The sequence below is a fragment of the Rhizobium sp. KNZ14-9A genome, assembly GCF_056755015.1.
Genome location: NZ_JBPGXB010000002.1, coordinates 1,389,984 through 1,410,568 on the forward strand (window position 1 = coordinate 1,389,984; position 20,585 = coordinate 1,410,568).

Sequence of the window (20,585 nt, forward strand, 5' to 3'; positions counted from 1 at the left end):
TGCAATGCTGCTTTTGAAATGTGTGTTCGCCATGCGTCGGAATCAGGCAATCACAAGGAAAAGTTGCTTTTCTGCATTTCCGTATCGTGCCTGCCAAATTTGACAAATAACAATTTCTGGCGGGTTGGAAATGAGAGTTTGCTGGTCGTAACTTAGAGATGATTCGTGAAGTTCATTGAAATCAATAGGTTAAAATCTTATCCATTGCCGCCGGCAATCACCTGATGGCATGGACGGTAACAAGAGCAGCTCGCTCAGGAAGGCCCAAAAGGTCAACCTGAGCGAGAATAACTCAATCGCGCATTGTGTTTACCCCTCATCCGCATACCCTCCTGATATCTAGGGGTGGCTGTTGGCGGCTCCATGCGTGCGTGGTGTCGCGATATGGCTGATATGACAGGCGAATGCTTTACCGATCCAACCCTTCACACGATGCCGCGGTTGCGCTGGGCTCACCCGGCCGTTTCGCGCTTCGGGAGCACGAGGTCTGCGACCGTATAGGTGTGGAATTCGCTGCTGGAGACCGTGTCCAGCCGCTTGAACTTTTCGGCGAATGCGGGATCGGGTTCGTTGATCGCGACGGATGCGACGCTAGCCGCCATTTCAAGATCGAATGTGTCAGGCGCACACGCGGCGAGAAGCTTCTGGACGCCTCGAACCCGATGTCGCAGCTCTCCGCCGCGCTGGACTATATGCGCGAGGGCGATACGCTCAGCCCTCGTCGCATCCGGCACTCCACGCTTCCGCCCGCCTTTACCACTTCACGCGGAAGCCGGCGGTCCCGCTGAGGGCGTAGCTGTCGCCGAAGTCCTTAAGCGAGGATCTGGCCGCCACTTCGCCATAGAGCGAATAGCGCTCGTCGTTCCAATTGTAAGAGCCGCCAAGCGTCAGGCCTGCCCAGACCGGATCGTTCTTCGTTTCGAAACCAGTGCCGGAGACATCGACTGCCGTGCCATCCAGGACCTCGCCGTAGAGATTGGCAATGCCGTAGATTTTCGCGCGCGCCGTCTGGCCATCGGCACGCTGCCAGCTCTCCTCGCGGTCGAGTGCCATCCCGAGCCGTCCGACCAGACTGTCGCCGTCATCAAGCGAAACCCGTGCGCCGAACCGGTCGTCGAAACTGTCGAAGTCGACGGAGGAATAGACGAGTTGCGCCTGGGGCGTGATCGACCAGGACCCGGAGGTTGCGAAGCGCCTGCCGGCTTCGAGGCTCAGCGCATAGCCGAAGCCATTGTTGCCGTTCTCCATGGCGCCATCGACGAGATCGGATTTCAGGTCGCTGTCATACCAGGTGAGCTGGCTCTGGGCGTCGACGTAGAAATCGTTTTCGCCATACCAGGTGAGCGTCGCGCCCACCCCATAGCCTCTCGTGTCGATATCGCCATCGCCGTAGACCGAGCCAATATCGCCGGAAACCGTGCCGTAATGGACGGTCAGGCCGCCGATCAGCCGGCCGGCCTGGTCCTGGTAGAGCTCGCCATCGAGACCTCCCTCCAGCTTGAACAGATCGTAGTCATAGGTGGTGCCGCTCGTGCTTGTGTCCGGCTGGAGGCCGGCATGGGTCCCCTCGGTGCGAAGCCAGATATTGTCAGGACCGCTCGTCGGCGTCGCTTTGCCTTCGTCCGGCCAGGTGCGGTCGCCGATGCGCTGCTGCAGCGTGGAAAGTCCGTTGAGAGCGAGCAGGAGTTGCGGATAGGCTTCGTAAAGCGGAACGCCGGGCTGATAGAGTGGGGCTGCGGATGCGCCTGATGCGGCCGGATTGACCAGTGCCGAGCGAAGATACCAGTCGCCATCGGCCGGGGTTGCGATGCCGTTCTGGTAGAGCCGATAGGCGTATGCACCGCCGACCACGGCCTGATCTCCCTGAAAAACATAGTCGCCGAGCAGCGAAAAATTTCCGGCCGAGCTGCCGCCGACATCGACGATCTTGATGCCCTCGACGGTTTGCGCCCCGCCGCCGCCGAGATTGGTGACCTTGACGTTGGTGGTGCCCGACGTGTTGCCCGTGACGACAAGGCGGTCGGTCGGCGAGGCATCGCCGCCGAGCACGCTTTCGATAAGAAGCGTGCCGCCATTGCCGATATAGTTGCCCGATATCGTCAGCGTGCCGATCGAATTGCCGGGGGAGACCGTGCCCGAGTTCGTGACGTCACCAAAGATGGTACCGCTGCCGCCCAGCGTGCCGAAGTTGGTGATATCGCCGATGATGCTCGAAGCGGCGCTGTGGTCGCCGATCAGCAGTGTTCCGTCATAGATCGTCCAGTCCGTCGCGGTGGTGCCGACACCAGTGAGCAGCCAGGTGCCGGTGCCGGTCTTCTCGAAGATGTCGAAGTTCTGGTATTGCGCGGCGGCGCCGATCGCGGAGACGTCGAAGCTGTCGCTGCCGGTGCCGCCGAGACGCAGCGTGTCAGTGGTGGGCGTGATACCGGCAACGACGTTACCTTCGATCACCGACCCGGCCCGCAGCTCAAGGGTGAGTGTGCCCGTCGTCGCCGCAACTGAATGCGTGATCGCATTCGGCTGGCCCGCGCCGGCCCGGATTGTGCCGCTGTTGATGATGGAGAGATTTGTGTTAGCTGCGTTGCCGAGGATGGCGGCCGCGCCCGTTCCGCCCTCGATTGTACCTGTGTTGGTAATGGTGCCCGCGCGGTAGCGAATCCCGGGGCCACCGGCAGCTCCGCTTCCGCCGCGGATCGTTCCGTTGTTGACCAAAACAGGCGCGGCGCCGGGTCCTCCGAACTCGAGACCGGCCCCCCCGGGGCCACTCACGCTGCCTCCTCCCAGGATAGCGCCATTGTTGATGACCGATGCCCCAAAAGCTAGGCGCACCGACCCCCCGCTTCCCGCAGCCGCGTCGCCGCCTTTGAAAGTCCCCATCAATATATAGGTCCCACCGCTGTTCCCCTGCAGGGCCACCGTGGTGCCAGCGGTTGCGCCGGAACCATTCAAGCCGGAAACGGTAAACCCCTGCGTATCGATCGTGATAGGCTTGGTGGAACTAGCCAGGCTGGTTGAGTTCACGAAGAAGCTGCCCGTCAACCTGATGGTTGCACTGGCATCACCATCGAGATTCGCGGCGCGGATGGCGCCGTCCAATTGCCCCTGGGTGCCGGCGGTGTATTCCCCCGCCGCCACGACAGTCGGCAGACAGCAGGCAATAGCCAAGGCCGTGGCGCTAACGCCGGCAAGGAGGGTTCGTTTTCCGATAGTTGCTATGCCCGCAGCGCCGCCGCCCATGTCTGTCACCGATAAGTTGTTTCTAATATATGCATACGCTTACAGGATGTGTCTGCGCGGGTTCGGCCTGTCCCGCAAGCGATCAGCCGATCATAAAGCAGGGCGTGATGTTCCAAAAGCGACGGGTTGTTGCCGGGCGGCAACAGGAGTTTCAAATGCGACAGTTTTATAAATCAATATGTTAGGGTTTTGGTAACTTCCGGCTGTCGCCGTCGCAAAACGGGCAAGCAGGCTCTGCGGTTCCCCGGAGGCGATTCGGTCAGGATTTTGACAAACCGGAGGGCGCGAGCGTGGTCAGCGCCGGCAAAGGGAGGGTCCCTCCGCCGGATTTCTGTCGGCCGGGCGCATTCCATCCGGAAATGGACCCGGTCATCATGCTCACCCGGCCGTTTCGCGCTTCGGGAGCACAAGGTCCGCGACCGTATAGGTGTGGAATTCGCTGCTGGAAACCGTGTCCAGCCGCTTGAACTTTTCGGCGAAATCAGGGTCGGAGAAGAACTCGCCGACATTGCCGGCTTCCTGGATCGCCTCGATGTTGACGACCGTCAGGCCATCGCTGCTCTTCGCCAGGCTGCTCCAGAGAAAACCTTCCTTCCGCTCGGCGACGTAATGCACCACGTCCTGGATGATCTCGAAGGCTTCCTCCTGCTTTCCGGGATGGGCATGAATGACGTTGACGATAAAGGTCGTGGGAACGGGAGCGTCTGCAAAGGCGGCGATCGCTTTGGTGTTCATGAAGATCTCCATTTGAAGCGCACGGACGAAATGGCCGCGGCAAGGTCTGGATATCGGACGGCAAATATCGGAGAAATGGGCCGGTATTCTCAACAGATCGGATATTTTTTCCGCAATGGACAGGCTCGGCACATCAGGCATTTTCGTTCAAGTCGCGGAGGCCGGGAGTTTCGTGGCTGCCGGCCATCGCTTGGGCATCTCGGGCTCGGCGGTCGGCAAGGCGATCGCGCGGCTGGAGGAAGAGCTCGGCGTGCGCCTGTTCAACCGCTCGACCCGCAGCATGGCCCTGACGGAGGAGGGCAGCTTCTTCCTCGAAACATGCAGGCGCATTCAGGCCGAATATGAAGAGGCACGGGCGAGGCTTTCGAGATCGCATTCTGTGCCGCGGGGCCAGCTGCGTGTCAGCCTGCCGCTCGCCGGCATGCTTCTCATGCCGACCATATCGTCCTTCATGGCAGCCTATCCGGAGATCAATCTCGATCTCGATTTCACCGACCGCCTCGTCGATGTCATCGAGGAGGGATTCGACGCGGTTATCCGGACCGGAGAGGTCAGGGATACGCGACTGATGAGCCGCAAGCTCGGCACATTCCGGCACGTGATCGTGGCCTCGCCCGAATATCTCGCGACCTACAGTCGTCCTGATGTGCCTGAGGATCTGCTCGATCACCGGTGCCTGCACCATCGCTTCGCCAATTCCGGCAGGCTGGAACCCTGGCCGCTGGTGCGCGACGGCATTGCGCTCAAGCTCGATCTGCCGGTGACCACGGTGGCGAGCACGCTGGAGCCGCTGATCTATCTTGCCGAACGCTCATTCGGCATCACATGCCTTCCGCCCTTCGCCGTGGCGTCGGAGATCGCCGAAGGCAAGCTCGTCCGGCTGCTGGACGATCATCTTGACGATACGGGAACCTTCAGGGTTCTCTGGCCGAGCAGCCGGTATCTGTCACCCAAGGTCAGGGCCTTCGTCGACTATATGGCCGCCAACCTGTTCAGCGCATGAGGTGTTCATGGGCGCTTTGATCCATTCGGCAGGCTGCTATGCAGCTCTTGCAGGAGCAGTTGCCGCCGAACCTCAGGACTGTCTGCCCATGCTCTGCGACATGCGACGGCTATGTACGGATTGCGCATGCCAGATGGCCGCTCCAACCCAAAAGATCGAGAACAACGCCAATGGCAGCAATGACCGGAGAGATAACCAGGCCGCCGTGTCCAGGAACGGCGCTGTCGTGCCGATGATTATCACACTGACGAACGAGCACAGGGATAATCCGAGATAGGTCTGTCGCCATTGCGACGATGACAGCAACGATCGGCGCTCGAACAAGAGGTTTTGAACGAGGCTGGATTGCGCAGCCAAGGCTGCAAATATGATGGCAGCCGGCAGGAGCGATAGCGACAGCCGAAACTTGACGGAAAATTCAGTTTGTACAAACAGGGAATATGCCGATGCGTATATTCCGTAGGTGATGCCGGCATTCAGCGCCAGAACAACGATCGAGCGCCAGAAGATATTCCAGAAAACGCGAACAAGAACGATCGGCATTCTTTTCATTCCTTTTGTCGTAAATTTCCGGTTGAAACGAGACCTGTTTTCCTGACTTTGCAACTTCGCAGAATAGGGAACTTGGCGGCGACCGCTATGACGCTCCCGTCACTCGACTGCCGCAGAAGGCTGCTTTTGCTTGCTGCGCAGGAAGAGCGCACTTACTTTCCCTCGGGCAGACGAAGGAGCCCGCAATGACCCGAGGCAAGCCGAGCATAGAGGCCGAGCAATATGCCGTACCCGGCAAGCCGGGAGCGGACGGCAAGCTGGCACTTCATTCCTTTCGTTACGAGGTCTTTGATCTGCCTGCACTGGTGGGGCACACCGAACAATGTCACGATGCGGGAGAAATCATGACGTTTGCCGTTAGCGCTGCGGGCTGCCGGTCCTGACGCGCGATGTTGGCCGGTACCGCTCGTATTTCCCGACCATCAAGTTGATATCACCAGTTTGATGGTCGAGAGAGGGGACTGAGAGCAGGGCAGATACCTGCATTCACGAACCCACTTCGCTCCCCAGGATACCGCGGCTTGACGAACGCCTCAAATCTGAGGTACGTACATCATTACCTCGGACGCGATCCGTCCGACAGGGGCTGCGGGAGGAAAATGGAATGAAGGAGTTCAGTGTCGATCCAAAATTTGTCGTGAGGGATGAACAGGCTCTTCGAGAACTGTTTCAACCGACGCATGCTCTGGCAGCTCAGAAATGCATGGGCGCGCTTGACAAGCACGCCCAGGAGTTCATCAGGCGATCGCCATTCCTGTGCATCGGCACCCAGAACCGGAATGGCAAAGCCGATGTCAGCCCTCGCGGCGACCCGGTCGGCTTCGTGAAAATCCTCGATCCGCAGACGCTGGCGATCCCGGACAGGCCGGGCAACAATCGCCTCGATACGCTGGCCAATATTCTCAGCAATCCGAGCGTTGGACTGCTCTTCATCATTCCGGGATTTGACGACACGCTTCGCGTGAATGGCGAGGCCAGGCTGGTGACCGACCCTGATATTCTTGGGGATATGGGCGTCGGCGAACGCGTGCCCAAGCTCGCGATACTGGTCAAGGTGGGTGAGGTCTTCCTGCACTGCGCCAAGGCATTCAGGCGCTCTCATTTGTGGGACCCGGAGCACTTTCAGGATCGTAGCGAGATGCCCTCGCTTTCAAAGATCATCCTGGATCAGACAACGGGCGCTCCGACCGATGATATCGAAATGCGCAAGATAGATGACGAACTCGAAGACGCCTACAGGAAGTCGCTCTATTGACGGCTCCTGACTGGACGGGTGGTATCGGCTGAACCGCGGCTGCGATCTGGCCGGTCTATTCGAGTTGGTTGGAATTTGGATGTTGGACGGACGCCCAATCCTGGTCATGCCGGACCTTGAGAAGCTCTCGGGGTATGAAGCGGCGCTGGCGAAGGGCTGGTCGCCCGACCCGCGGCGCATTGGAGATACTGGCTTCATCGAAGCCGAACTTCAGGACCTTCGCAATGATCCTGCGGCATATCTCGACAAGCTGATGGGGCGACATGCTTCGGCCGGACAGCAGATTGGCGATACGGCCATGGCACTCACCAATCACACGTTCTGGATTTGGGATGGGGAGTTCTGCGGCAGGATCGACCTGCGCTATCTGCCCGTCACCTGGACAGTTCCCGATGGTATTCCGGGACATGTCGGATACTCGGTGGTGCCCTGGAAACAGGGCCGGGGCTACGCCACAGCCGCGCTTGATGCTCTGCTCCAGTTCGCAAAATCCCGGGGGCTGAGTGAGCTCGATATTCTCTGCAATGAAGAGAACGTCATTTCCCGCGCCGTCATAGAGCGAGTTGGCGGTCAGCTGGTGCGACGCGCGCCCCATCCCTCAGACAGGCCCGAGCAGCAGAAGCTGTTTTTTAAGGTTCCCTTGGTTTAGAGCCTTTCCGTTTTTATTCGAACTACCGGGACCGTCACCTGGGACGGGCAAGGATCGATGCAAGCCAGCGACGCGGCGCGCTGATGGCCGCCGCGTCGCCGCATCGATCAATGCGTTGCGGGTTCGAGATAGCGGCGCAGATTGTCGCTGATCTGTTCGATCGCGGCTTCCGTGGAAGGCACATTGCGGATCGCGTTCAACAGCACGAAGTCATGGATCGTGCCGTTGTAGCGGGCCGCAGCCACGGTCACGCCGGCTTCCTTCAGTTTGCGGGCATAGGCCTCGCCCTCGTCGCGCAGCGGGTCGTTCTCGGCAGTGATGACGAGTGCCGGCGGCAGGCCCTTGAGCTGGTCGATGCTGGCGCGCAGCGGCGATACATAGGGGTTGTCGCGGGTCTTGGCGTCGGGCGCGTAGAGATCCCAGCCGTATTTCATGAATGCGCGCGCCAGGAAGCGCTGCTCTCCATATTCGTGATAGGAGCCCGTATCGACGCTGGCATCGGCCGCGGGGATGAGAAGGGCCTGGAAGCTGATCTTCGGGCCGTTGCGGTCCTTGGCCATCAGCGTCAGGGCCGCGGTCATGTTGCCGCCGACCGAATTGCCGGCAACCGCGATCCTGCTGCCATCCGCGCCGAATTCACCGGCGTGAGCCGCCACCCATTTCAGCACGGCATAGGACTGATCGAGCTGGGTGGGAAAGCGTGCTTCCGGCAGGGACGTATATTCGACGAAGACGCCGACCTGGCCGGAGCCGACCACGAGATCACGCAGCAGGCGCTGGTGGTTTTCAAAATTGCCGACGATCCAGACGCCGCCATGAATGAAGAGCAGCACGCCGGGTTTGCCGGTGATATGCTCGGGCTTCATGATGTAGATCTTCACGCTCAGACCATCCTGGGTGATGGTCTGCTCGGTCGTGGTCACGCCTGACATGTCGACCGGCGTCATGTTCTGAAGCCCGGTCAGGATGTCCTGGGGCTTGGGCTGCGGCAGTTTCCAGAACGGGCTCGGATCCTTGTTGATCTCGGCAAGGAAGGCGCGGACCTGGGGGTCGATCCGCGGGTCGGTCGCGGCGTCGGGCGCCGCTTGAGCGGGCTGAATCATGAGAGTTACTCCGAGGCTGAGGGTTGCGAGTAGGGGCAAGAATTTCACGGTCTTTCTCTCCGGGAAGGTTGCACGCAGCCGCATTGGTAGCCCCCGGCCGGAAGCTTCCGCTTCTGTCAAATGACCGGTCCGGTGACAGGTCGGTGGTCAGCTTTCAGGCGTGATGGCGTCCGTCAGAATGGGACGCAGCCCCGAGCGCGACGTGACGCCGGTCTTCGCAAAGATGCGATGAAGGTGGTAGCCGACCGTCCGGTGCGACAGATAGAGCCTGGCGCCGATTTCCTTGTTCGACAGACCCTCGGCGGCAAGCTGGGCGATATGAAGCTCCTGTGGGGTCAGCGTCTCCCAGACATATTCGGTTCGCTTGCGGCTTGCTTCTCCCGAAGCGCGCAGTTCCTCGCGCGCACGCTCGCTCCAGGGCAGGGCGCTCAGCGCATCGAAGATGTCACGGGCCTCGCGTAGCGGCGCTCTCGCATCGGCGGACCGACGCTGGCGGCGCAGCCATATGCCATAAGCCAGCAGAAGCCGTCCTCTCAGGAAAGGCCATTTGCTTGCGCAGGGCCCGAGACCCTGCAGATAGAATTGCTCGGCCTCCGCAGGTGTTGCGAGCAGTGCCTTGCCATAGGACAGCATCGTTTCGACCCACGGCACTGGCGACGGACCGGCGACACGCTGCATCTCCTCGATCACCTCCTCGGCCGTTTCGGCATGTCCGGAGAACACTGCGGCCTCCACGAAATCAGCAAGACCGAAGAATTGCAGACCGGAATTGAAAGCCGGGTCGGCGGGGATAAAAAGACGCCGCAGATGTTCATAGGCCTCCCAATGCCGGCCTGCGCCGATGGCGGCCGTGCCGCGTGCAATCTGCAGCATTGCCAGCAGGAAACTCGCGCCGACCGAGACGACCAGGCGTTCTGCCTGGGCCGCATAGGCCTGTGACTGGTCCAGATTGCCCATCATGCCCGCAAGCCTCGCCTTGACGATCGTGGCCGCGGCAATCCAGAGCGTTCCTCCCGTTTCTTCGGCGAAGCGAACGGATTCCTCGGCCTCCCGCATCGCGCCCGTCCAGTCGCCGACTTCCATTTCCGCCCAGGCTTGAGCAAAAAGCACGCGCGCGAGGTCGCTGAGGCGCCCCTGATCGCGCAGGGCGGCAGCCGAATAGGTGAGTAAACCGACGCCAAGGTCGAAGGCGCCGATGACATTGGCCGTACTGCCGAGAATGCGCGCCGCGACCGGATTGCCGCCGCTCGTGCCGGCAAGCTGCTGGAGCTTGCCTGATATCTCGCTCCCGAGATGAAGCGGCTCGACGTAAGCGGATATCGCGATCAGGCGTGGATCAGTGTCGGGCAATTCGAGCCTGTTTGCCGCCATCAGGATGGTTTTGCGAAGATCCCCATCCGCATTGCTCCACCAGCAGCGTTGCGCGGCGCGCCAGAGCAGGTTGCTTGCCAGATCCGTGGCGCCAGCAGCATGGGCCTCAGCGGCGAGGCCAACCAGACTGGGGATTTTCGCGGGGTCGTTGACCATCGGAGGCTGACCCATCTCGCGGCACCAGCCGATCCGCGCCGATGCGACAGGATCAGGCTCGCTGACATTGGCCTGGCGCAGCAGTCGCTCCAGCAAGTCCGGCTGGCCGAGATCGGCGGCAAGCTCGGCGGCACGCAGGAAACGGTCGCTCCTGGCTCGCGGCGTGCTGCTCAGCGCCGCCGCTTTTTCGAGAACCTCGATTGCCATGGCGACGGCGCCTTTGCGCAGGGCCCGGCCCGCCATGACATCATATTCGCCCGCCAGTTCGTCATCCGGTCCGATCGTTGCCGCCGCACGATGCCATAAATGCCGGTCCAGCTCTTCATGGACGATCTCGGCAAGGGCGGCATGGATCCGGTGCCGCGTCGCCAGATCTGCCGCCTGGTGCATCGCCGAACGCACCAGCGGATGCCGGAACCGCACCTCCGTTTCGTCAAGGCCGATCAGCCTGGCGGCAATGGCGGGCGTCAGAGTACTGACATCCACTTCTTCGCCCAACACGGCTTTGCCCGCGCGCAGGATTTCGTGGAGCGATGTCCCGTCGTTTTCCGCCGCCACGAACAGCAGCATCCGGGTTGCAGCGGGAAGATCGGTCAGCCGGGACGAGAAGGCGCGTTCCAGGCGTTCCGTCAGTGGAAGCCATGTCGTATCCTTGATATCAGCCGCTCGCCTGTCGCGCGGCAGTTCCAGGAGGGCGAGGGGATTGCCCGCGGCCTCCTGGAGGAAGCGGCTGCGCAGGTCGGCCGAAAGATCAGGCGCATGGGCGTCCAGCAGGTGCTCGGCATCGGCTTCGCCGAGCCCCGAAAGCCGAAGCCGCAGATGGGAGGGATCGTCGAACAGGCGGTCGAAGCCATCGCGCATGGCCACGAACAGGACGATAGGATCCGAACTCAGCCTGCGTGAGATGAAGGCCAGCACCTCATAGGTCGCCTCGTCCAGCCACTGGACGTCGTCGGCGATGAGCAGGATGGGCCTGCGCGCAGCACTTTCCGTCAGAAGGGACAGTGCGGCGAGCGCCACCAGAAAGATGTCGGGTGCGCCCATGTCATCATGCATGCCGAAAGCGGAGAACAAGGCAGATCGCTGACGGGGAACCAGGTTGACGGCCTCCTTCATCAGCGGGCGGAGCGCCTGCTCGAGCGCTGCGAAGGGCAGATGAACCTCGGCCAGAACGCCGGTCATGCTCAAGACCGTCAGATCGCGTTCGCGGGCCTGATGCCTGGCCCGTTCGAGGAGGGCGGATTTTCCAATCCCGGGCTCCCGCTGATCACGAGCGTCGATCCGCCCTGATCGATCCGCGCGATCATCTGGTCGATCAGGGCAATGTCGCGATCCCGGCCCTTCAGGAATTCGGGCCCGGAGACGTGTGTAGACCGGGCGGGCGCGCCCTTGCTTTGCCTGCGCCGTGACGACCCGATCTTTTCCGACTGCTTGGCCATTAATTTAACGCTGCTTGCTCTGATCCGCGCGGAGGAATGCAAACGAATCGAATCCCGGACTATGGTTCAGCAACTGCCGACGCGTCGCCTTGTCATTGAGCGTGCCATTCGCAGACATATCCGTAAAGCAGCTTCCACCCGGGCAAGAAGAGCCCGGATTGAGGCGAGGAGGAGGGAGCGCTGCCGCATGCGATCAAATAGTGCCAACGCACAGCGACGTTCGCAAATTTGTCATATCCGCTGGTTAGAAGCGGCGGCCTGCGCGCAGCCTGTCGAGGGACTCAGCTGCTGCGCCTCTTTTTTTCGGAATGAGACCCATGCAAAACAATCCGGCAGTGATTATCGAGGGTGCAACCGTGGTTTTTGGCGACCGTCTGGAGACCGCCTCCGTGCGTGTCGAAGACGGCCGGATCACTGATATCGACGGTGCGCGCGACGGGGCGGATCCTATCGATGGACGAGGCCATCTGCTCGGCCCGGCTTTCGTGGACATTCATGGCGATGCCTTCGAGCGGCAAGTCATGCCGCGGCCCGGCACGATGCTGCCGGTCGCGGCCGCGCTGCTCGAAACCGACCGCCAGCTTGCCGCCAACGGCATCGCCACGGCCTATCATGCGCTGACGCTGAGCTGGGAGCCTGGGCTGCGTTCGGTCGAAACCGGTTATGCCATCGTGCGTGCGCTCGACGCGCTCACGCCCCGGCTGACGGTGGACAATCGCGTGCAGCTGCGCTGGGAGACCTTCTGCTTCGAGGCGATCGACCTCATTCGCGAGGCGCTTGCCGGTCCGCGCCTGCCGTCGATTGCCTTCAACGACCACACCTCGATGGCGATGCTGCATCCTTCGACGCCGCTGCAGGAACGGCCGTTCGACCTCGATCCGGCCTTCCCGACAGTCGATCCCGAAACGCCTGCCTTCGCCGAGAAGATGGGGGAGCGCGCCAAGCGGGCGAAAATCCCGGTGGCGGACATGGTGGCACTCGTGCGCAACATGTGGGCGCGCCGTCCGCAGGTGCCAGATGCAATCGAGGAAGTGGCAGCGCTCGGCCAGGCCTCGGGCGCACCGATGCTGTCGCATGACGACAGCCAGATCGAAACGCGCGACTTCTTCCGTCTCCGCGGTGCCAGGATCTGCGAATTCCCGATGAACCGGCGGGTGGCGCGGGCCGCCCGCGATGCCGGCGACTTCATCGTCTTCGGCGCACCGAACGCGACGCGCGGCGGCAGCCATCTCGCGTCGATCGGTGCGGCCGACATGATCCGCGAAGGGCTCTGCGATATTCTCGCCTCGGACTATTACTACCCGGCGATGCTGCTCGGCCTTGCAAGGCTCAAGGCCGATGGCGTGGCGCCGCTCCATGCGCTCTGGCCGCTCGTCTCGGGCAATCCGGCCCGCGCCTCCGGTCTTGCCGATCGTGGTGTCATCGAAGTCGGCAAGCGGGCGGATCTCGTGCTGGTCGATTGGCCTGATGGTGCTGCTCCCGCCGTTCGCCGCACCTGGGTCGGCGGCCGGGAAGCCTATCGCGCAGCGCCTGCGGGCGAACTGGCGATCGCCTGACCGCGGCGATATCGGTCATCGATGACTGAGAGACGGGGATCGAGAGGCGGTCCGTCTGAAGCGGTATCAAGGCCCGTCCAAACCGTAAAGCGGCACCGAGGGCCAAGCGGCCCTCGGCGATGGACGCAGACTATTTCGCGTCCTGTCCGCTTCGATAGGCTTCCATAAGTTTCTTCTCGTCGTCCGGTGTCAGCTTAGGAGGCTCGACGGAGATCGTCAGCTTCTCGAGCTTGCTGGTGAACGGGAATGGAACCTGATAGTCGCGGTCATCGATCGGGGTGCCGGTCTTCGAGCCGATGTCGAAAGTCTCATCGACCGGCAGGATCAGCGGTACGGTACGCTGTACCGCCTGCGTTGCGACCGTCTTGCCGTCGACCGTCAGCGTTCCCGTGCCGCCACGACCGATGCCGCTGAGGTTGTTGAAGGCAAGCGTTGCGAAGCCAAGACCGTCGTATTTGAAGTCAAATTCGACGGTGTGCTTGCCGGGCGAGAGCGCTTCGGGGCCTTCCCAACGAATTCTGTCAAGACCGAGAAGGTTCCAGGTCACGACCGGCTTGCCTCCCAGCAGGTACATCCCGTATCCGCCAAACCGTCCACCTTGGGAAACAATGGCGCCATCGCCACCTCCTTGCGGCACATCGATGTCCGCGGTGATCGTGTAGGAGGTATTGAGAAGATTGGGCGCCACACTTTCCGGCAGGCCCGTCACCGGTTGCTTATAGGTGAACACGTTTCTTCCTGCCGTGACCGACGGGCGCGGAGAAGCGAGGCGCGTCGCAGCGGAAGCGTCCAGCGGCAGGACTTGGTACTTCGCAAACTCGCCGAACATCAGGTCCTTCATCTCCTGGACCTTCGCAGGATTGGCGGCAGCCAAGTCGTTGTTCTGGGTCCAGTCGTGCTGGACGTCATAGAGTTCCATCTTGAACGCGGTGGCGGGATCATCGATCGCCTTGCCAGCCAACTCCCAGGGCGCACGGATGGGGACTGCGCTCAGCATCCAACCGTCATCGTATAGACCCTGCGCCCCCATCATCTCGAAATACTGCGTGCGGTGTCGCGAGGGAGCCTCGGCATTGGTTTTGTCGAAGGTGTAGGCCATGCTCACGCCCTCGATCGGCTTTTGCGCTATGCCGTCGACCATGATCGGTGCGGGAACGCCAGTCGCTTCAAGGATCGTCGGCACGACGTCGATCACATGATGGAATTGCGACCGAATTCCGCCCTTGTCGGAAATGCGCGCGGGCCAGGAGATGGCCATGCCGTTGCGGGTGCCTCCGAAGAAGGACGGGATCTGCTTCGTCCATTTGAAGGGCGTATCCAGTGCCCAGGCCCACGGAACGGCATAGTGCGGATAGGTCTCGTTGCTGCCCCACGCGTCGTAGAACTTCAGGTTCTGGGCAACGGTCGGATTGATGCCGTTGAACGGAACCAATTCTGCGAAGGTACCGTTCATCGTGCCTTCGGCGCTCGCGCCATTGTCGCCACTGATGAAGATGATCAGGGTGTTGTCGAGCTTGCCCATGTCCGCGACGGCCTGGACCACACGGCCGATCTCGTGATCGGTGTACATCAGGTAGGCGGCGTAGACGTCCGCCTGGCGAATGAACAGCTTCTTTTCGTCGGCCGACAAACTATCCCACTTCTTCAACATATCCGGCCATGGCGTGAGCTGGGCGTCCGTCGGGACAACGCCAAGTCTTTTCTGGTTGGCGAAGATCTGATCGCGAACGTCGTTCCAGCCTTTGTCGAACAAATGAAGATCGCTGGCCTTCTCGATCCACTCCGGCGTCGGGTGGTGTGGCGCGTGTGTGCCCCCCGGCGCGTAGTAGAGCAGGAACGGCATCGCCGGATCGATCGAATTCAACTGGTTCAGCCAGCCGACGGCGTCGTCGGCCATGGCGGTGATCAGGTTCCATTGCGGATTGCCGACAAAGGGAGCGATCTGCGTGGTGTTGCGAAACAGCATGGGCGACCACTGGCTGCTGTCCCCACCCATGAAGCCATAGAAATATTCAAACCCCATGCCGGTCGGCCATTGATTGAACGGGCCTGCCTGGCTGGTCTGATAGGTCGGCGTGTTGTGATCCTTGCCGAACCATGAGGTACGGAAGCCATTCTCAAGCAGAATGCGGCCGATTGTGGCGGTGTCCCTGGGAAGAACACTGTCATAGCCGGGGAAGCCGGTGGCCTGCTCCGAGATCACTCCGAAGCCTTCTGAGTGGTGATTGCGTCCTGTGATGAGACACGCACGCGTCGGCGAGCAGAGCGATGTTGTGTGAAAGTTCGTGAAACGCAGGCCATCCGCGGCGATGCGATCCAGAGTGGGTGTCGGAATGACGCCTCCGAACGTCGAAGGAGCGCCAAAGCCAACGTCATCGGTGATAATCAAGAGCACATTTGGCGCGCCCCTTGGCGGCACGACACGCGCTGGCCATGCCTGTTTGGACTGCAAGGCGTTGAGATTGATGGTGCCCTCAAACGGCTGCGGCGGCGGCGGGAGATAACGCCCGTCGATCGTCGTCGTGGCGTTGGGCGAGCCGAGCGTCCCGGTAACCTGCTGAGCGTTTGCAGGCACGGCTGCAAAAAGGGCCGCGGAGGCGGCCAGAAGCGCTGCACGTATCATTAGACATCCTCCCGAGTTGTGGTGTAGGCATGTCAGCGCCGCCGATTGCGGTTTCCACGAGTACAATGCTGCTCGAGATCGGTCTCCCCCTCCTTTCGCCCTGGCCATCGACGCAACGAAATCAACTCGAGATGGAGGCCACAGCAGATACGCCTTGGTTGTAACATAGCATGTCCGATGGGTTTCATCACTACGGCGAAGGGCGACGAGCGAACTCTATTCCGTCCCGGCACCCGCGCTAGTGGATGTGGGCGAAAGCCCCGCTAGATGCCCTTCAACGCCCTGGCCTGCACACCCGCGATGACTTCGTCCGAGACCTGCCGCAGTTCCTGCCGCGAGGCGCCGTCATATGCCTGAACGGACAATCCCTGCAGGACGGCCACGAGATAGCGGGCGAGCGAAACCGCATTTTCCTGATCCAGCCATCGCCCGAGCGTCTCTGCGATCATCTCCCGCATTGTGTTTCGCCGCTCTGCCGTTTCGCGCGCCAGGTCCGCATGATCAGGCCCGCACTGGATCAAGCCGCTTGATATCATGCAGCCGCGCTCCCCGGCTGGGTCGGTAACGGCGTCGATCGCCTTGTGCAGCAGCGTCTCGATCGTCTCCTGAAGGGTCGTGGCCGTTCTGATATCCCACACCGGCCCCCGCAGGCCGAAATAGCGATCGAGCGCCTCGCGGTAGAGCCCCGCCTTGCTGCCGAAAGCCGCATAGAGGCTTGGGGGCGCGACGCCGATTGCGGCCGTCAGGTCGTTCAGCGAGACCCCCTCGTATCCATGCCTCCAGAAGAGGCGCATGGCGATATCGATCGCCTGATCCCTGTCGAAGGTTCGCGGGCCGCCGCGACGTGTTTTCACAACCTTATCCATAGTGATCACTAAAGACCGCTTGACAGCAAAAAGCAAGCCGTTAGTTTGTAGTGATCACTAAACATAAGGATTTTGGCATGATACGAATAATGCGCGGAATTTGGGTGGCGGTCCTGCTGATGGGCCTGTCTTCCATGGCGATGGGCGCGGAGAAGAATTACACGATGAAGGCGCCTGATGGCGTCGAGATCGCGGTTCAGGAATCGGGCGATCCCGCCGGGCTGGCGATCGTTTTCATCCACGGCCTGCTTGGCAGCCATCTGAACTGGGACATGCAGGTAGGCAGCGCCAATCTGCAGAAATATCGGCTGATCACCTATGACCTGCGCGGCCACGGCCTGTCGGGCAAGCCAGATGATGCAGAGGCCTATCATGACGGGCGCCGCTGGGCCGACGATCTCTCGGCCGTCCTCAAGGAGACAGGCGCGAAAAATCCCGTTCTGGTCGGCTGGTCGCTCGGCGGTGTCGTGCTCTCCAACTATCTTGCCGCCTATGGAGACGATGGCCTTGGCGGCATCGTCTATGTCGACGGCGTCATCGAACTCAACGCCGCGCTGATCACATCGCATCCTGATGTCTATGCGGGCATGGCTTCGGATGATCTAACAGTGCATCTCGATGCCGTCAGGACGTTCCTTGGCCTGTGTTTCGAGACCAAGCCGGATACGGCGACGTTCGAACGGCTGCTGTCAAATGCCGCGATGGCCTCGTGGATCATGACGCGGACCGTCCCGTCGATGACCGTTTCTGCCGGTTTGCCTAAAGCGCGTGTGCCGGTTCTGTTGCTCTATGGCGGCAAGGACGTTCTGGTCAATGTCGAGCCGAGCATCGCAAGAGCGCGGGAGCTCAATCCGGCCGTTCAGACCAAGATCTATCCAAAGTCGGGGCATGCGCCATTCCTGGAAGAGGCGCAGCGCTTCAATGGCGATCTGGCGAAGTTCAGAGACGCGGTATCAGACAAATGAATTTGGAATAGGGAGCGGGCAGGGTGCTCGCTCCCTTTCTGCTTTTGTCGCAACCTCTTGTCCGCTCTCGGCGCAAAACATTCGTCAAGATGCAGCCCCACGCCCCAGCGCCGCCGATTGCTCCAACGTGATGGCATGGCCGAGCGGATCGGCGTGGCGGTGGGCAAGCCGCCACTCTCCGCCCTCCCGCCGGTAGACGAGCGTCACCCGCAGCGCCCAGTCCTGCGCGGGCAGGCCGCCGACTTCGACATGGGCGCGCTCGATGACGGCGAGCACGATCATATCGGTGCCGGCATAGGTCTCGACAACTTCCTGTTTCAGCGTGCCGTTCCTGAAAAACTGCCGCATGCCATCCCAGGTCTTCTCGGTGAAGCCGGTCTCGTGAGACGGCGTGCCACCGAAGGGTGACATCAGTGTGAAGTCCTGCGTACGTGGCACAAGCGCCCGGTAGGTATCGACATCGCCGCGCATCAGCGCGGCATTGGCCTCTTCCGATATCCGGGCAAGATTTGCTGCCGGCATATCCGCGTTGCTGTCGCCGACATTACCGGCAAGGGACGCAAGACCAGCGGTGCCGGCAACGAGAAGGGATCGTCGAGACGGTGACATGAGATTTCCTTTGCCAGCCTGGAGTTCGGAGACGCGGCTGCGGCGCCCGCATGCTCCAGAAATGCCAGTTCCCCGATGCTGAAGCCAATGATATGATTTCAGCAATATGCTGAATGAAACTGATCTCTCGCGCGCCGATCTCAATCTCCTCGTGCTTTTCGAAGCCGTTATCGAGGAGGGCCATGTCGGCCGCGCCGCCGACCGGCTGAATATCTCAGCGTCAGCCGTCAGCCACGGGCTTGGACGCCTGCGGCGGATGCTCAATGATCCGCTGTTCGTAAGGACGCCCAGAGGCGTGGTGGCGACGGCCCGGGCGATGGAGCTTGCCGCGCCGGTTGCCGAGATCCTCGCCAGGGTGCGAAGCGTGATTGCGACCGCCGAGCCGTTCGATCCGGTAAGGTCGAGCCGCCGGTTCACGCTCGGGGCGCCGGATGGCGTTTCCGCGGTCTTCCTGTCCGCGCTGCTTGCCGGATTGGAAAAGGCGGCGCCGCAGATCGATATCAGCATACGCCAGCTGCTGCCGGAACAGGGCGAAAGCGCGCCTGCGCGGGCCTGGCGCAATGCTTTTGGCGATCTGGAAGCCCGCGCCATGGATATCGCGGTGGTGCCCGCCGATGATATCCCGGCGCGCTTTCACAGTCTCACGCTCTACGAAGAGGATTTCGTCATCGCCATGCGCGCCGGCCATCCTTTCGCGCGGGAGGCGACGCTCGACCGCTATATCGGGATGCGCCACCTCGTCGTTTCGCTTGGTGGTGATCCGCACGGCTTCGTCGACACGGCGCTTGAACAGCGGGGCTTGAACAGGCGGATGGCGCTGACGGTGCCGAACTTCATGTTCGCGCTCGCCATCGCCGGCGAGAGCGACATGCTTGCTGCCGTCCCCCGTCGCTTCGCCGCACTCTACGCGCCGCGCTTCGACCTGGTGACGGTGGATGCGCCTTTGCCGCTGCCGCGTTTCCGGCTGAGCGCCGTTGCCCCGCGCGCGGCGATGATGGATGCCGGTCTGAGCTGGTTGTTCGGGATGCTGCTATCGGCATGTGAGGTCGGGCGTTCTGCGGGATCGGTCTGACCAGGAACGAACGAATGCTTTCGGCCCCTGGCGAACAGAATGCTCATCGACTGCTCTCTCCAGATTGTCCCGCCAGTTCGGAGCGGGCGCGGCTCAGGCTGACCAGGCTGGCAATTGCCGCGCAGCCAGCCGACAGGACGACCGCAAATTCGAGCGCGGCGGAGAGCGGCAATGTCGCGAAGATGAGCGACATGAAGATTCCGCCCAGGGTCTGGCCGAGAAGCCGTGCGGTGCCCTGCATGGCACCTGCCGCGCCGCTTCTGGATTTCGGAGCCGAGAGAAGCAGAATGCGGTTGTTCGGCGTCTGGAACAGGCCGAAACCCAGGCCGGCAATCACCGTGCCGACCAGAAAGGCAATACCTCTCGGATCGGGTGGGCAGAGAGCTGCCACAAGGAGGCCGACACCCAGCAGTGCGCCGCCTGTCGCGCAAAGCCATGCGGTCTTGACGCGGTTTGCCAGACGTCCCGAAAATGGCGCGATGATCGCGGTCGCAACCGGCCAGGGCATCATGTAGAGACCGGCCAGAACCGGAGTCATGTGCAACCTGTGCTGGAGATAAAAGGGTAGCGCGATGTAGCTCAGCATCTGGCCGCAGAAGCAGGATACCGATGCGATCACCGCCACGCGGAATGCAGGTGCCGCCAGGAGATCGGTCGGAATGATCGGGGCGTCGCTGTTGCGTTCCAGGCGCAGCAGTATGACAAGGCAAGCTACCGAGGCGGCAATGAGGACCGCGCCACTTGCCGGCGCAGTCGCTATCCGGTCGGTGCCGCAGAAGAAGAGGATGAACATCGATGTGTTGGCCAGCAAGGCCTTGGTGTTCAGCTTTCGGTTCGTGCCCTGCATCTTGCCCAGCAGACCGCCGCTGAGAAGTACAATGATGCCGAGCGGTATGTTGACCGCAAAGAGCCAGGGCCAGGTCGTGACGGAAAGAATGGCGCCGGCAATGCCTGGACCGGCAGCGGAAGAAATTGCGATGACCATTGCATTGATTCCGATGATCGGACCCAGCATGTGCTGCGGCAAGGCTGAGCGCAGGTTCATCATGGCAAGCGCCATGATCGCGCCCGCGCCGAGGCCTTGCGCGAAACGGGCAAGGACCAGCAAGGAAAGGTCACCGGCGAAGGCGCAGGCAGCCGAAGCCGCGGTGAACAGTGCGACGCCGATCAGGAAGACCCGCCGCGCGCCATAGATTTCCCCGAGCGCGCCACACGGAAGAAGGGCGACCAGCACGGCCAGCTGATAGGCTGAGACGACCCATACGGTGCTGCCCGCTTCCACGTGCAGCGAGAGCGCGATCGAGGGCAAGGCGACGTTGGCAATGGCGCCGTCCAGAACGACAAGAACAGCTGAGAGAAGGATGAGTGCGATGGCCATGTACTGTCTAGGCGAT

At 61.6% G+C, this 20,585-nt stretch carries 18 protein-coding genes; 7 read left to right on the plus strand and 11 right to left on the minus strand.

Annotation, left to right across the window (positions count from 1 at the left end; translation table 11 throughout):
• Positions 1 to 452 precede the first annotated feature (452 nt).
• The 3 genes from ACR9ZQ_RS13290 to ACR9ZQ_RS13300 all read right to left on the minus strand — a co-directional run bounded on the left by ACR9ZQ_RS13290 (position 453) and on the right by ACR9ZQ_RS13300 (position 3,972).
• On the minus strand, positions 453 to 734 hold the full coding sequence (locus ACR9ZQ_RS13290; RefSeq protein ID WP_481428021.1) for a hypothetical protein: 282 nt from the start codon (positions 732 to 734) through the stop codon (positions 453 to 455).
• Between the two features lie 19 nt (positions 735 to 753).
• A complete protein-coding gene (locus tag ACR9ZQ_RS13295) occupies positions 754 to 3,237 on the minus strand; it encodes an autotransporter family protein (protein ID WP_481429310.1) in 2,484 nt (827 codons plus the stop codon).
• Positions 3,238 to 3,615: 378 nt separating this feature from the next.
• Positions 3,616 to 3,972: an antibiotic biosynthesis monooxygenase gene (locus tag ACR9ZQ_RS13300; protein WP_310388491.1), complete on the minus strand. Its 357-nt coding sequence runs from the start codon at positions 3,970 to 3,972 to the stop codon at positions 3,616 to 3,618.
• A gap of 115 nt (positions 3,973 to 4,087) precedes the next feature.
• Between ACR9ZQ_RS13300 and ACR9ZQ_RS13305 the strand changes: the two genes are divergently transcribed.
• Positions 4,088 to 4,975 carry a LysR family transcriptional regulator gene (locus ACR9ZQ_RS13305; protein ID WP_310388489.1) on the plus strand — a complete coding sequence of 296 codons (888 nt, stop codon included), beginning with the start codon at positions 4,088 to 4,090 and terminating at the stop codon, positions 4,973 to 4,975.
• A 72-nt stretch (positions 4,976 to 5,047) separates the two neighbouring features.
• On the opposite strand, the gene ACR9ZQ_RS13310 is transcribed toward ACR9ZQ_RS13305, so the two are convergent.
• A complete protein-coding gene (locus ACR9ZQ_RS13310) occupies positions 5,048 to 5,518 on the minus strand; it encodes a hypothetical protein (protein ID WP_037071742.1) in 471 nt (156 codons plus the stop codon).
• Between the two features lie 194 nt (positions 5,519 to 5,712).
• On the opposite strand from ACR9ZQ_RS13310, the gene ACR9ZQ_RS13315 reads away from it, so the two are divergent.
• From ACR9ZQ_RS13315 to ACR9ZQ_RS13325, 3 genes are all read left to right on the plus strand, one after another.
• Positions 5,713 to 5,910, plus strand: a complete 198-nt coding sequence (locus ACR9ZQ_RS13315; RefSeq protein WP_481428022.1) for a hypothetical protein — start codon at positions 5,713 to 5,715, stop codon at positions 5,908 to 5,910.
• A gap of 221 nt (positions 5,911 to 6,131) precedes the next feature.
• Positions 6,132 to 6,782 (plus strand): pyridoxamine 5'-phosphate oxidase family protein, encoded by a 651-nt coding sequence (locus tag ACR9ZQ_RS13320; RefSeq protein WP_481428023.1) that lies wholly within the window; start codon positions 6,132 to 6,134, stop codon positions 6,780 to 6,782.
• Positions 6,783 to 6,861: 79 nt separating this feature from the next.
• Positions 6,862 to 7,431 (plus strand): GNAT family N-acetyltransferase, encoded by a 570-nt coding sequence (locus ACR9ZQ_RS13325; RefSeq protein WP_113325236.1) that lies wholly within the window; start codon positions 6,862 to 6,864, stop codon positions 7,429 to 7,431.
• A 107-nt stretch (positions 7,432 to 7,538) separates the two neighbouring features.
• On the opposite strand, the gene ACR9ZQ_RS13330 is transcribed toward ACR9ZQ_RS13325, so the two are convergent.
• The 3 genes from ACR9ZQ_RS13330 to ACR9ZQ_RS13340 form a co-directional block, all read right to left on the minus strand.
• Positions 7,539 to 8,534 (minus strand): alpha/beta hydrolase, encoded by a 996-nt coding sequence (locus ACR9ZQ_RS13330; protein ID WP_481428024.1) that lies wholly within the window; start codon positions 8,532 to 8,534, stop codon positions 7,539 to 7,541.
• A 147-nt stretch (positions 8,535 to 8,681) separates the two neighbouring features.
• Entirely contained in the window at positions 8,682 to 11,342 is a 2,661-nt protein-coding gene (locus tag ACR9ZQ_RS13335) for a LuxR C-terminal-related transcriptional regulator (protein WP_481429311.1), read from the minus strand.
• Positions 11,255 to 11,500 carry a hypothetical protein gene (locus ACR9ZQ_RS13340; protein ID WP_481428025.1) on the minus strand — a complete coding sequence of 82 codons (246 nt, stop codon included), beginning with the start codon at positions 11,498 to 11,500 and terminating at the stop codon, positions 11,255 to 11,257. The genes ACR9ZQ_RS13335 and ACR9ZQ_RS13340 overlap by 88 nt, the downstream gene beginning before the upstream one ends.
• A gap of 317 nt (positions 11,501 to 11,817) precedes the next feature.
• On the opposite strand from ACR9ZQ_RS13340, the gene ACR9ZQ_RS13345 reads away from it, so the two are divergent.
• Positions 11,818 to 13,056 (plus strand): alpha-D-ribose 1-methylphosphonate 5-triphosphate diphosphatase, encoded by a 1,239-nt coding sequence (locus ACR9ZQ_RS13345; RefSeq protein WP_481428026.1) that lies wholly within the window; start codon positions 11,818 to 11,820, stop codon positions 13,054 to 13,056.
• A 130-nt stretch (positions 13,057 to 13,186) separates the two neighbouring features.
• On the opposite strand, the gene ACR9ZQ_RS13350 is transcribed toward ACR9ZQ_RS13345, so the two are convergent.
• On the minus strand, positions 13,187 to 15,679 hold the full coding sequence (locus ACR9ZQ_RS13350; RefSeq protein WP_481428027.1) for an arylsulfatase: 2,493 nt from the start codon (positions 15,677 to 15,679) through the stop codon (positions 13,187 to 13,189).
• 263 nt (positions 15,680 to 15,942) lie between these two features.
• Positions 15,943 to 16,545: a TetR/AcrR family transcriptional regulator gene (locus tag ACR9ZQ_RS13355; RefSeq protein WP_481428028.1), complete on the minus strand. Its 603-nt coding sequence runs from the start codon at positions 16,543 to 16,545 to the stop codon at positions 15,943 to 15,945.
• Between the two features lie 77 nt (positions 16,546 to 16,622).
• Here ACR9ZQ_RS13355 and ACR9ZQ_RS13360 point away from each other — a divergent pair, with 77 nt between their 5' ends.
• Positions 16,623 to 17,510 carry an alpha/beta fold hydrolase gene (locus ACR9ZQ_RS13360; RefSeq protein ID WP_481428029.1) on the plus strand — a complete coding sequence of 296 codons (888 nt, stop codon included), beginning with the start codon at positions 16,623 to 16,625 and terminating at the stop codon, positions 17,508 to 17,510.
• A gap of 84 nt (positions 17,511 to 17,594) precedes the next feature.
• On the opposite strand, the gene ACR9ZQ_RS13365 is transcribed toward ACR9ZQ_RS13360, so the two are convergent.
• Positions 17,595 to 18,119 (minus strand): YybH family protein, encoded by a 525-nt coding sequence (locus ACR9ZQ_RS13365; protein WP_481428030.1) that lies wholly within the window; start codon positions 18,117 to 18,119, stop codon positions 17,595 to 17,597.
• 106 nt (positions 18,120 to 18,225) lie between these two features.
• Between ACR9ZQ_RS13365 and ACR9ZQ_RS13370 the strand changes: the two genes are divergently transcribed.
• On the plus strand, positions 18,226 to 19,191 hold the full coding sequence (locus ACR9ZQ_RS13370; RefSeq protein ID WP_310388468.1) for a LysR family transcriptional regulator: 966 nt from the start codon (positions 18,226 to 18,228) through the stop codon (positions 19,189 to 19,191).
• A 43-nt stretch (positions 19,192 to 19,234) separates the two neighbouring features.
• Here the strand turns inward: ACR9ZQ_RS13370 and ACR9ZQ_RS13375 are convergent, their stop codons facing one another.
• Positions 19,235 to 20,569 carry an MFS transporter gene (locus tag ACR9ZQ_RS13375; RefSeq protein ID WP_481429312.1) on the minus strand — a complete coding sequence of 445 codons (1,335 nt, stop codon included), beginning with the start codon at positions 20,567 to 20,569 and terminating at the stop codon, positions 19,235 to 19,237.
• Positions 20,570 to 20,585 lie beyond the last annotated feature (16 nt).